Origin of the sequence: Schaedlerella arabinosiphila (assembly GCF_003885045.1) — a bacterium.
GTDB classification, from domain to species: domain Bacteria; phylum Bacillota; class Clostridia; order Lachnospirales; family Lachnospiraceae; genus Schaedlerella; species Schaedlerella arabinosiphila.
In genome coordinates this window covers 1,745,340-1,757,120 of the sequence record NZ_RHJS01000002.1, presented here as the reverse complement: position 1 = coordinate 1,757,120, position 11,781 = coordinate 1,745,340, and the positions used below count along the sequence as shown (strand labels likewise).

General features: G+C 53.9%; 11 protein-coding genes. 5 read left to right on the top strand and 6 right to left on the bottom strand.

All coding sequences use genetic code 11. The features are described from left to right. Positions 1-93: 93 nt before the first annotated feature. The 6 genes from thyA to EBB54_RS08675 all read right to left on the bottom strand — a co-directional run bounded on the left by thyA (position 94) and on the right by EBB54_RS08675 (position 4,965). The gene (gene thyA / locus EBB54_RS08700; protein WP_125127128.1) at positions 94-942 is read right to left on the bottom strand and encodes a thymidylate synthase; all 849 of its coding nucleotides are present in this window, start codon (positions 940-942) and stop codon (positions 94-96) included. 14 nt (positions 943-956) lie between these two features. Beyond that, on the bottom strand, positions 957-1,391 hold the full coding sequence (locus EBB54_RS08695; protein ID WP_004079206.1) for a MarR family winged helix-turn-helix transcriptional regulator: 435 nt from the start codon (positions 1,389-1,391) through the stop codon (positions 957-959). Positions 1,392-1,412: 21 nt separating this feature from the next. Then, positions 1,413-2,414, bottom strand: a complete 1,002-nt coding sequence (locus tag EBB54_RS08690; RefSeq protein ID WP_125127127.1) for a cation diffusion facilitator family transporter — start codon at positions 2,412-2,414, stop codon at positions 1,413-1,415. Between the two features lie 209 nt (positions 2,415-2,623). Beyond that, complete coding sequence (locus EBB54_RS08685) at positions 2,624-3,406, bottom strand: SseB family protein (RefSeq protein WP_125127126.1); 783 nt, start codon at positions 3,404-3,406, stop codon at positions 2,624-2,626. A gap of 33 nt (positions 3,407-3,439) precedes the next feature. Beyond that, entirely contained in the window at positions 3,440-4,306 is an 867-nt protein-coding gene (locus EBB54_RS08680; protein ID WP_125127125.1) for a DMT family transporter, read from the bottom strand. Beyond that, positions 4,303-4,965, bottom strand: a complete 663-nt coding sequence (locus tag EBB54_RS08675) for an HAD family hydrolase (RefSeq protein WP_125127124.1) — start codon at positions 4,963-4,965, stop codon at positions 4,303-4,305. Before EBB54_RS08675 ends, EBB54_RS08680 begins: the two co-directional genes overlap by 4 nt. Before the next feature lie 237 nt (positions 4,966-5,202). Here EBB54_RS08675 and EBB54_RS08670 point away from each other — a divergent pair, with 237 nt between their 5' ends. The 5 genes from EBB54_RS08670 to carB all read left to right on the top strand — a co-directional run bounded on the left by EBB54_RS08670 (position 5,203) and on the right by carB (position 11,729). Then, positions 5,203-5,577 (top strand): GntR family transcriptional regulator, encoded by a 375-nt coding sequence (locus tag EBB54_RS08670; RefSeq protein ID WP_004079216.1) that lies wholly within the window; start codon positions 5,203-5,205, stop codon positions 5,575-5,577. Position 5,578: 1 nt separating this feature from the next. Further along, positions 5,579-6,430, top strand: a complete 852-nt coding sequence (locus EBB54_RS08665; RefSeq protein WP_125127123.1) for an ABC transporter ATP-binding protein — start codon at positions 5,579-5,581, stop codon at positions 6,428-6,430. A gap of 68 nt (positions 6,431-6,498) precedes the next feature. Beyond that, entirely contained in the window at positions 6,499-7,161 is a 663-nt protein-coding gene (locus EBB54_RS08660; RefSeq protein ID WP_125127122.1) for an ABC-2 transporter permease, read from the top strand. A 295-nt stretch (positions 7,162-7,456) separates the two neighbouring features. Continuing rightward, a complete protein-coding gene (locus tag EBB54_RS08655; RefSeq protein WP_125127121.1) occupies positions 7,457-8,533 on the top strand; it encodes a carbamoyl phosphate synthase small subunit in 1,077 nt (358 codons plus the stop codon). Next, entirely contained in the window at positions 8,526-11,729 is a 3,204-nt protein-coding gene (carB, locus tag EBB54_RS08650; protein ID WP_125127120.1) for a carbamoyl-phosphate synthase large subunit, read from the top strand. The genes EBB54_RS08655 and carB overlap by 8 nt, the downstream gene beginning before the upstream one ends. The last annotated feature ends 52 nt before the right edge of the window (positions 11,730-11,781 follow it).

Below are 11,781 nucleotides of genomic sequence, written 5' to 3'. Positions count from 1 at the left end.
CTCCCCCCTGTTAAGGTAGCGCCCCCTCACCTGCGGTTCGAGGGCAAGTCGTCGGAAGGCATGAAAGAAATGCTTCGCATTTGCCTTCCTCCTCTAAACAGCAACCGGTATATTTTTGATTTGGGGGTGGGTTTCGTAGTGATCCAGGCGCACATCTTCCGGGGTGAACCGGTAAAAATCCGTCACCTCCGGATTCAGCCAGAATTTTGGCGCGGGAAGCGGCTCCCGGGAGATCAGCTCCTCCACCAGTGGGATATGGCGGTCGTAAATGTGGGCGTCCGCGATCACATGCACCAGCTCCCCGGCCTGCATACCGCAGACCTGGGCCAGCATGTGCAGCAGTACCGCGTACTGGCAAACATTCCAGTTGTTGGCCGTCAGCACATCCTGGGAGCGCTGGTTCAAAATCCCGTTTAAGGTCAGATCCTCACTGTCCCTGTTTTTTGTCACGTTAAACGTCATACTGTAGGCGCAGGGGTACAGGTTCATCTCATGGAGGTCCTGGTGCACATAAATGTTCGTCATGATCCTCCGGCTGTAAGGGTTGTGCTTCAAGTCGTAGATCACCCGGTCCACCTGGTCCATCATGCCCTCTTTGTATTGGTGCTTCACCTGCATCTGGTATCCGTAGGCTTTTCCGATGGAACCGTCGGCATCCGCCCAGCTGTCCCAGATGTGGCTGTTCAGGTCATGGATATTGCTGGACTTCTTCTGCCAGATCCACAGCATTTCATCGGTACAGCTTTTGATCCCGGTGCGCCGAAGCGTCAATGCCGGAAATTCCCTGGACAGGTCGTAACGGTTTACCACCCCGAACCGCTTCACCGTATAGGCGGAGGTTCCGTCCTCCCACACCGGACGTACCTTCTCCCCTTCCGTGCTGGTGCCGTTGTCGATGATATCCCTGCACATGTCTATAAATACTTTATCTGCGTAGCTCATTGTGATTTCCTCCTTCACGGGTCTGCAATGTTGTACAGCATTTTCTCAAGCGCCCGGGTCACTGCCGCGACCTCCTTCTTCGTCATCCCCATGGTCAGCCGCTTATCCAGCTTTTTCCGGTCTGTTTCCATCCGCTTCTGGATATCGTACGCTTTTTCCGTCAGATAGATATTTTTCCTCCGCTTATCCTCTTCGTTGGGCACGCAGAGGATGTAGCCCTTTTCGTCCAGACGCTTTAAGATCCCGGTCACCGTCGGATTTTTCAGGTTCAGGTTCCGCTCCACGTCCCGCTGGTTCACCGCTTCCTTATTGGAATGGAACAGATAGTCCAGCACCGCGCACTGGGAGGAAGTGACGCCGATCGTCCGAAGCCTCCCGTTGAGCTCCTTTTCAAATACATTATTGATCTGCTTCACAAGAAATCCTATCGGCTGTTTTCGGCTCTCCATATGCCTCCTCCTTTGTACTTCCTAATTCGGCCGGCCCTGCTTTCGTTTCTCCAGGTAGCCCAGAAGAAGCTGATACACCTCTTCCAGATCCCCGTTATCCACTTCCCCGAGAAGGGCATACACCGTCTTGCGGTTGATATAAGGGTTGACATGGATCATGATATGCTTGATCTGCGGAAATGCCTTCTCAATCTCGTCATGGACATCCTCCGCGATCTCATGGGATTCATTCAGCGACAGATGGCCGTCCGCCGCGATCTCCAGATCCACATAGATTTTATTTCCAAATTCCCTTGTCTGCAGGGAATCCACCCGCATCACGCCGCGCTGCCGCTTTGCCAGGGCGCGGATCTTCTCCACGGTCTCCTCGTCGCAGGCTTTATCCACCATCTTATCCACCGCATCCTTGAAGATCTCATAGGCCGCCTGGAAAATGAACAGGCAGATGATCACGCTTGCCAGGGGGTCCATCACCGGAAATCCCAGCCTGGCCCCGATGATGCCCGCCAGGGCGCCGATGGAAGACAGGGAATCCGAACGGTGATGCCAGGCATCCGCCATCAGCGCCCCGGAATTGATTTTTTTCGCATTTGCCCGGGTGTACCAGAACATCCACTCCTTCACCACAATAGACAGGACTGCCGCCCCCATGGCAAGGATTCCCGGAACTGCAAGGTCCTCAAAGGAACCGCCTGCGATCTTGCGCAGGCCGGAAAAGCCGATCCCTGCCCCTGTGAGGGCCAGCACCGCGGACAAAAGGATGGCTGCCACGCACTCCATACGCTCATGCCCGTAGGGATGCTCCTTATCCGCCTTTTTTCCGGCCATCTTGATTCCGATGATGACCACAAAGGTACTGAACACATCGGACGCGGAATGAACCGCGTCGGAGACCATGGCCTCCGATGAAGCCAGGATTCCCGCAGCCAGCTTCGCCAGGGACAGAAGCGTATTCACAAGGATGCTGGTTTTTGACACCCGCATCGCAACCTGTTCCATTGACATCGTTTCATGTTGATTCATAACATGCTCCTTTTTTGATGATAGTAAAGTATATGCCTGAGTATGCCCGAAAATCAGTTCTGCAGCCTGTATTACTGTTCACGGTGCCTTGCACCCTGCTGCAAGGCATCCGGCCAGTAAAATAGCGGCTGCGTGCATTCAGTCCGCTTTTTTCTGACATTCCCTCCGGCCGTTCCCCGGGCAGACACATTCCTGTCATCCGGCAGGCGCTATCCGTTCTTCACCTGCTTCCCACGTTTGATCTGAAGCTGCAGGTTCACGCCGAAGGGATTGACCACCACGCCCGACGTCTCCGGCGCAAGGAGTCCCGGAATCTGGTCCGCCGGGAGCACCGCGGACTTGATCTCCTTCTCCTGCTGCATACTCAAAAACTTTTTATATTCCTGAATATCCGTAAAAACAGGCTGGAAGACCTGTCCGTTTTTCTGTTTCATCACCAGCGTTCCGGCGTTTTCTTTGACCGGGATGATGTATTTCCCGCGCTGATAATGTACCATCATTTCCTCATGGAGCTCTTTTAATTCCTCTGTCAGCTCCACTTTCTGCGCTTTCCGCACCGACTGCATAAAATAAAGGGCCGTCAGATGGAGCTGGGGATTCTCGATCAGGACCTTCCCCTCCTCTTCCGGCTCCTTCCTGCGGATGATCTCATGGAGCTGGATGGAGATCTCCACCGGCGTATCCCGGTTCACAAAGATGCAGTTGACCCCCAGAGGCATCAGGCTGACATAGAATGCCAGCAGATCCTTTTTCTCGATCTTCACCGCCTGCACAGGCTCCTTTTTCTCCAGCAGCTTTTTCACCGCCGCCTTTGCCGCTTCTTCCTCAAAATACAGAAGGATCTCATCGTCGTAAGTGGCCTCGTCGCAGACCACATAAGGCATTCTGGTGCAAAGGGACAGGATCATGTAGACCGCCTCTGCCTTCCGGAGCATCTCGGCGGCTGCCCGCTTCACCGCAATATCATCATTATTATTATTCTCACTGCTCATGGATTTCACCCTCACTCTTTGACTGATTTCGTTTCACAAGGTCCGTTTCCGGTTATATAAAAACATGGCAACGGCCATGGAACAAATGATCCCGTACCCGATCCAGCTCAGCGCGTCCGGTATCTGCCCGAACACGAAAAAACCCAGGACTGCCGAAAAAAGGATCTGGGAATAATCATATACGGATATTTCTTTTGCAGGGGCGTGGAAATACGCCGCGGTAATGCTGAACTGCCCGCCCGCCGCAGAAAGCCCCGCCAGCAGAAGGCTCAAAAGCTGCCCTCTTGACATAGGCTGAAAATACAGCAGGAGGTAAGGCAGCGTCACCGCGCAGGAAAAGGCGGAAAATACAAATACGACAAAAGGCCCTTTTTCCCCCTTCGTCCCCAGCACCCGGACATAGGTATATGCAATTCCGGCCCCCAGGCCGCCCAACAGCCCGATCAGGGCCGCAGGGGAATGGAACACCGCTTCCGTCGGTTTGATGATCAGAAGGCTTCCCGCAAAGGCGCATCCCACGATCAGCGCCTGGGGAAGCCGGATCTTCTCCTTCAGGATCAGGTAACTGAACACGATTGCAAAAAACGGCGACATCTTATTCAGCATGGATGCGTCCGCCAGCACCAGATGATCCACCGCGTAAAAGTTGCAGAGGATTCCCAATGTTCCCGCCCCAGAGCGCAGAAGCAGATACCGGATATTCTCCCGTTTTCCCGAAAACCACGCACCCTCCCGTTTTAAGATCGCAGCGGCAAAGACAAGGGATACCAGGTTGCGGAAAAAGCTTTTCTGCACCGACGGCAGGTCTCCGGACAGCCTCACAAACATATTCATCAGCGAAAAGAACAGCGCGGAAAGCAGGATGTAAATGACTGCAAGAGCTTTCTTTTTTTCTTTCACAATTTTGACACTCTCCTCCAAAACAGATCAAAGTCCGCATATTCGGACAGATAGATATCCGCCGTATTCCAGATCTTGCCAAGCTTCCCGTCGTTGGCTTCGTCGTATACAGCCACCGTCCGGAAGCCGTATTTTTTTGCGGTCAGGACGGCGTGGTAAGCATCCTCAAAGACAAGGGTTTCCCATGGCTCCGTATCCAGCTGCAGGGACGCGGCCAGATAGATGTCCGGCCGGTTCTTGTCGGTTCCCATCTCCGTACAGGTCAGCATCCCATCGAAAAAATTCAGCACGCCCAGCCGTTTCAGCGCGGCCTCTACATTTCCCCGGTCGCTGGAGGTCACGATGACCATCGGAATCCGATATTCCCTCAAACCCTCCAGAAAATCCCGGACTCCCGGCTTTAAGGGAACCTTCTGGGCATAAAAATCCCGAACCTGCTGGTTGATGCCGTCCAGAACCTTGTTCCGCGTCTTCCCCAGATGGTAGTGCTGGATCAGATAATCCGCCCCCTGCGGCAGGCTCATGGCAGACAGTTCCTCGCCCAGCCCCGGCTCCGCCTCGACCCCGACGGATTTCAGGTAAAGCTCGCCTAAATTTTCCCAGACGGGCATGGAATTCAGCAGTGTACCGTCTACGTCAAATATCGCACCTTTAATCATAGCAGCTCCTTTTCCTGTCGCTTTATCCAAAAAATCAACGGATGGATGACATTGGAAACAAAATCCTTGCTCATCCGCGTATTATGAATGTAATACCGCTTCCAGTTTTTGTCAACTATTTCATTATATCATAAAACTGTCCACAGTGAAACAAAATTATTTTTCGATAAACAGTATAAAACAGTTGACAACTGTTTATTGCTGTTATATACTGTTTGTACAGAAGGAGGGATGACAGTGAAATTGATCATCAACAATTCTTCCATGCAGCCCATCTACGAACAGATCGTCTCGCAGATCAAGAAGTTCATCATGAGCGGGGATCTGCAGGAGGGGGCCATGCTCCCATCGGTGCGCACCCTCTCCAAGGAGCTGAAAGTCAGCGCGCTGACCGTAAAGAAAGCCTACGACGCGCTGGACGCGGAGGGCTTTGTCGTCACCGTACACGGGAAAGGCAGCTTTGTCACGCTGGCCAGCCAGGAGCTGATGCTGGAGGAGAAGAAAAAAGAAGTGGAGGCCGACCTGGAGATGGCGATCCGGAAGGGCCGAAGCTGCGGTATGAGCAACCAGGAGATTACAGATTTATTTCAGATTGTATTGGAGGATCAATAAGATGTTAAGACTAGAACACGTAACCAAGCACTATAAAGGATTTGATTTGGAGTGCTCCATGGAGGTCCGCAAGGGCTGCGTCACCGGCCTGGTGGGGAAGAACGGGGCCGGAAAAAGCACCACGTTTAAAGCGATCCTGGGGCTGATCTCCCCGGAGGGAGGCTCCTTACAGATCTTTGGAAAACCGGCCCAAGACCTGGATCTGCAGGATAAGGCCCGGATCGGCGTGGTCCTGTCGGATTCCGGCTTTAGCGGCTCTCTGACGGTTCAGGAGCTGATTCCCATACTCCGCGCCATGTATCCCGATTTTCAAAAGGATAACTTCCTGAAAAAATGCGAAGAGTTTTCCATTCCCACAAAGAAGAAGCTGCAGGAATTTTCCACCGGGATGAAGCAGAAGCTGCAGGTCCTGACAGCCATTTCCCACAATGCCCGGCTGCTCGTTCTGGACGAACCCACCGCCGGACTGGACGTGATCGCAAGAGACCATCTGCTGGATCTGCTGCGGGAATACATGGAGCCGGGAGACCGTTCCATCCTGATCAGCTCCCACATTTCCGCGGATCTGGAAGGCTTCTGCGACGACCTGTATATGATCCATGAGGGAAAGATCATCCTCCACGAGGACACGGATGTGCTGCTGGATAGCTACGCCCTTCTCAAGATGACAGAGGAGCAATACGACGCCCTGGACAAATCTTACGTCCTCCGGTATAAAAAGGAAACCTTCGGGTATAGCTGCCTGACGGATCAGAAGCAGTTCTATCTGGAAAACCACCCGGAGATTACGGTGGAAAAAGGCAGCATTGACGAGCTGATCTTGATGATGATCTGCGGGAAAGCCCTCGGATAAAGGAACAAACCAGGAATATGGACTCTGAATCAATCAATAGAAAGAATAGAATGAAAGGATTATAAGCTATGAAAGGATTATTGATTAAAGATTTTCAATTATTAAAGAAGCAAAAGATGCTGGTTGTTTTATCCATGGTGATCTCGTTTGCGTTTTTGTTATTCGGCACCAGCGGCATTCCCTTCATCATCGGCTATATCACCATCATGTTTTCTTTGGCATCTACGTCTACGATCTCCTACGACCAGCACTCCAACGGGATGAGCTTTCTTCTGACGCTTCCGGTCAGCCGCAGGGGCTATGCAATGGAAAAATATGTCCTGATGCTCGTTACGATGGCCGGATCACTGGCGGTCTCCTCCGTGCTTCTCCTGGCCGCGGTCTGCACAAACCGTATCCCCTTTGATCCGGGACTTATGCTGCGGGCTCTGCTGTCATGCGCCCTTTGGTCGGCGTTAGTCCATGCGCTGATGATCCCCATCCAGCTAATATTTGAAGCCGAAAAAAGCCGGATTGCATTTGCCGTAATCATCGGAATAGCGTACGCAGTCTTTTTTGGTGGGATTGCGCTGGCAAGGCATTTCCATATTGATGTTCCCGGGTTATTCAGGAGTCTTGTTTCCCGAATGGACACGGCAGTCCTGACACTGCTCCTTTGTCTGACCTCGGCCGGAATACTGGGGATCTCCATTCTGGTCTCCCTGCATGTTATGAAGAAGAAGGAATATTAAAAATCCGATAGAAAACCTGCCGCTGTTCTGTGCAGAATCGTATCTGGAACAGCGGCAGGAAGAAAGGTCTTTCTCCCGAAAATAAACCTCTAAACTTTTCTAAACCCGCAGATAATCCATAAATAATCCCTCTGAAAAAAACAAGTTGAATTATCAAAGGAGTTGTAGTATAATCTTTACAATTTGGGAATGCGGACACCGATCGTTCCCGGATACCGCTGCCCTCTCCCGCCGGGAGCCGCCGGCAGTTGACTGCTACTACAAGACGAATACACACGAAGGGAAAGGTGAATGGATGAAAGCGTTTCTCATTTTAGAAGACGGAACTGTGTTTACAGGTACAAGCATCGGTTCCACAAGAGACATGATCAGCGAAATCGTATTCAATACGTCTATGACAGGATATTTAGAGGTGCTGACAGACCCTTCTTACGCGGGACAGGCCGTTGTGATGACCTATCCTTTAATCGGCAATTACGGAATCACACCGGATATGGAATCCCGGAAGGCATGGCCGGACGGCTATATTGTGCGGGAGCTGTCCCGCAGGCCCAGCAATTTCCGCTGTGAAGGCACAATTCAGGATTTTCTGGCGCAGCAGGATATCCCGGGGATCGCAGGCATCGACACCCGCGCGCTGACCAGGATTCTGCGGGAAAAGGGAACCATGAACGGTATGATCACCACCAATCTGAATTACAACCGTGAGGAGATTCTTCCTCTGTTAAAGTCATACCATATCGGGGACGTTGTTTCCAGGGCGACCTGCCGCAAAAAACAGGTTCTTCCGGGGGACGGCAAAAAGGTAGCACTTCTTGATCTAGGGGCAAAACAGAACATTGCCAGATCTTTACACGAACGCGGCTGCGAGGTGACCATCTATCCGGCGCACACCGCCGCGGAGGAAATCATTTCCGCTAATCCGGACGGTATCATGCTTTCCAACGGGCCTGGAGACCCGGCGGACTGTGTTTCTATTATCGAAGAAATCAAAAAAATATATCAGTCGAATATTCCTGTATTTGCGATCTGCCTCGGCCACCAGCTCATGGCCCTTGCCGCAGGCGCTAAGACCCACAAGCTCAAATACGGGCACCGGGGCGGAAACCACCCGGTCAAGGATCTGAGGACCGGACGGGTCTACATTTCCTCCCAGAACCACGGCTATGTGGTGGATACCGACCAGATGGATTCGTCCGCTGCCGTTCCTGCCTTTGTCAATGTCAACGACGGCACCAATGAAGGGCTGGAATATGTGGGCAAACCGATTTTTACGGTCCAGTTCCATCCGGAGGCGTGTCCGGGGCCCCAGGATTCAGGATACCTGTTTGACAGATTTTTGGAAATGATGGAGGGATCAAACAATGCCTAGAGATATGAGCATCAAAAAAGTACTGGTTATCGGCTCCGGCCCCATCGTCATCGGCCAGGCCGCAGAGTTTGACTATGCAGGAACCCAGGCATGCCGTTCCTTGAAGGAAGAAAACCTGGAGGTGGTACTTTTAAATTCCAACCCGGCCACGATCATGACCGACAAGGACATTGCGGACAAAGTCTATATCGAACCCCTGACGCCGGAAGTGGTGGAGCAGTTGATTTTAAAGGAACAGCCGGACAGCATCCTTCCCACCCTGGGGGGACAGGCGGGCTTAAACCTGGCCATGGAGCTGGAGGAATCCGGTTTTCTGCGTGAGCACCATGTGCGTCTCATCGGAACCACCTCCGAGACCATCAAAAAAGCGGAGGACCGGCTGGAGTTCAAGGCTGCCATGGAGCGCATCAGCGAGCCCGTTGCCGCCTCCCTGGTGGTGGAGTCCGTGGAGGACGGACTGGCCTTTGCACAGAAGATCGGCTATCCGGTGGTCTTACGCCCCGCCTATACCCTGGGCGGAAGCGGCGGCGGGATTGCCCGCAATTCCGGCCAGCTCATGGAGATTTTGGAAAACGGCCTGCGCCTCTCCCGTGTGGGACAGGTTTTGGTGGAGCGCTGCATTGCCGGCTGGAAAGAGATCGAATACGAGGTGATGCGGGACGGCCGGGGCAACTGCATCACCGTATGTAATATGGAAAATATCGACCCTGTAGGCGTCCATACCGGGGACAGCATCGTTGTTGCGCCATCCCAGACTTTGGGTGACAAGGAGTACCAGATGCTGCGGACCTCCGCACTCAAAATCATCGACGAGCTGAAGATCACGGGAGGCTGCAACGTGCAGTACGCCCTCCATCCGGAATCCTTCGAGTACTGCGTCATCGAGGTCAATCCCCGGGTGAGCCGCTCTTCTGCCCTGGCTTCCAAGGCCACCGGATACCCCATCGCCAAGGTGGCGGCAAAGATCGCCCTGGGGTATACGCTGGATGAGATCAAAAACGCCATCACCCACAAGACCTATGCCAGCTTCGAGCCCATGCTGGACTACTGCGTGGTGAAAATCCCCAGGCTTCCTTTTGACAAATTCATCAGCGCCAAGCGGACGCTGACCACCCAGATGAAGGCCACCGGGGAAGTGATGAGCATCTGCGACAATTTCGAAGGCGCCCTGATGAAGGCCATCCGTTCCCTGGAGCAGCATGTGGACTGCCTTTTGTCCTATGATTTCACCGGCCTGGATCGGGAAGAACTGACCGAACAGCTTTCCATCGTGGACGACATGCGGATCTGGCGGATCGCGGAGGCCCTCCGCAGAGGGTTTGAGTATGATACGATCCACGAGCGGACCATGATTGATCCATGGTTCATCGACAAGCTTGCCATCCTGGTGGAGATGGAGCAGTCCCTTCAGACAAGCGAGCTGACGCCGGAGCTTTTAAAGGAGGCGAAGCGGATGGAATTTCCGGATGCCGTGATCGGCAGGCTCACCGGCAGGACTGAGCGGGAGATCCACGACATGCGCCATGCAAACGGCATTGTGGCGGCCTATAAGATGGTGGACACCTGCGCCGCAGAATTTGCCGCCGAGACCCCCTACTACTACTCCGTATTCGGCAGTGAAAATGAGGCGGCAAAAACCAATGACCGGAAGAAGGTTCTGGTTCTGGGCTCCGGCCCCATCCGGATCGGCCAGGGCATCGAGTTTGACTTCTGCTCCGTGCACTGTACCTGGGCATTTTCCCGGGAGGGCTATGAGACCATCATCGTGAACAACAATCCGGAGACCGTCAGCACGGATTTTGACATTGCGGACAAGCTCTATTTTGAACCCCTGACCCCGGAGGATGTGGAGAGCATCGTGGATCTGGAACAGCCCGACGGCGCGGTGGTGCAGTTCGGCGGACAGACCGCCATCAAGCTGACGGAAAGCCTGATGAAGATGGGGGTTCCGATCCTGGGAACCTCGGCAGAAAATGTGGACAAGGCGGAGGACCGGGAGCTGTTCGACCAGATCCTGGAGGAATGCGGGATCCCCCGTCCCTCGGGCGGCACCGTCTACACCGCGGAGGAGGCCAAGGAGGTGGCAAACCGTCTGGGCTATCCGGTCCTGGTAAGGCCCTCCTACGTGCTGGGCGGACAGGGCATGCAGATCGCCATCAACGACCACGATATTGATGAGTTCATCGGCATCATCAACCGGATCGCCCAGGATCATCCGATCCTGGTGGACAAGTACCTCAGCGGAAAAGAGATCGAGGTGGACGCGGTCTGCGACGGCGAGGAAATCCTGATCCCGGGAATCATGGAGCATATCGAACGGGCCGGTATCCATTCCGGGGACAGCATCTCCGTGTATCCGGCCCAGAGCCTGACAAAGGCGGCCAAGGAAAAGATCGCGGAGTATACCCGGCGGCTGGCAAAAGCCCTTCATGTGGTAGGGCTGATCAACATCCAGTTCATTGTCTGCGGGGAGGAGGACGTCTATGTGATCGAGGTCAACCCCCGTTCCAGCCGGACCGTGCCCTATATCAGCAAGGTCACCGGTATCCCCATCGTGCCCCTGGCGTCCCGTGTGATCACAGGCAGTAAGATCCGGGAGCTGGGATATACGCCGGGCCTGCAGAGGGAAGCCGAATACTTTGCAGTCAAGATGCCGGTATTCTCCTTTGAAAAGATCCGGGGTGCGGACATCAGCCTGGGGCCGGAGATGAAATCCACCGGAGAATGCTTAGGCATCGCATCCACCTTCGACGAAGCCCTGTACAAAGCCTTTCTGGGGGCGGGGATCAAGCTGCCCCGGTTTAAGAATATGATCCTCACGGTGCGGGACGAGGACAAGGAGGAGGCGGTGGAAATCGGCCGCCGGTTCGCAGCCATCGGATACCGGATCTTCGCCACCGCAGGCACCGCCGCCGCATTGAAGGCCGGCGGGGTGAAGGCCATCGCGGTGCGTAAGATCGAACAGGAATCCCCCAACCTGCTGGATCTGATCTTAGGCCATGAGATCGACCTGGTCATCGACACCCCGGCCCAGGGGGCGGAGCACGCAAAAGACGGCTTCGTGATCCGCAGAAACGCCATAGAGACAGGGGTCAACGTCCTGACTGCAATGGACACGGCCCGGGCGCTGATCACCAGCCTGGAGAATACGGATATCAAGAAGCTGACGCTGGTGGATATCGCGGAAGTGAAATAGAGACTGCCGTAAGCATTTCTGCATACATGGAATACAGAAAACATGCCGCTGG

Coding starts and splice junctions, on each gene's coding strand:
- thyA (WP_125127128.1), bottom strand. CDS start 942: ATGAGCTACGCAGATAAAGTATTTATAGACATGTGCAGGGATATCATC.
- EBB54_RS08695 (WP_004079206.1), bottom strand. CDS start 1,391: ATGGAGAGCCGAAAACAGCCGATAGGATTTCTTGTGAAGCAGATCAAT.
- EBB54_RS08690 (WP_125127127.1), bottom strand. CDS start 2,414: ATGAATCAACATGAAACGATGTCAATGGAACAGGTTGCGATGCGGGTG.
- EBB54_RS08685 (WP_125127126.1), bottom strand. CDS start 3,406: ATGAGCAGTGAGAATAATAATAATGATGATATTGCGGTGAAGCGGGCA.
- EBB54_RS08675 (WP_125127124.1), bottom strand. CDS start 4,965: ATGATTAAAGGTGCGATATTTGACGTAGACGGTACACTGCTGAATTCC.
- EBB54_RS08665 (WP_125127123.1), top strand. CDS start 5,579: ATGTTAAGACTAGAACACGTAACCAAGCACTATAAAGGATTTGATTTG.
- EBB54_RS08660 (WP_125127122.1), top strand. CDS start 6,499: ATGAAAGGATTATTGATTAAAGATTTTCAATTATTAAAGAAGCAAAAG.
- EBB54_RS08655 (WP_125127121.1), top strand. CDS start 7,457: ATGAAAGCGTTTCTCATTTTAGAAGACGGAACTGTGTTTACAGGTACA.
- carB (WP_125127120.1), top strand. CDS start 8,526: ATGCCTAGAGATATGAGCATCAAAAAAGTACTGGTTATCGGCTCCGGC.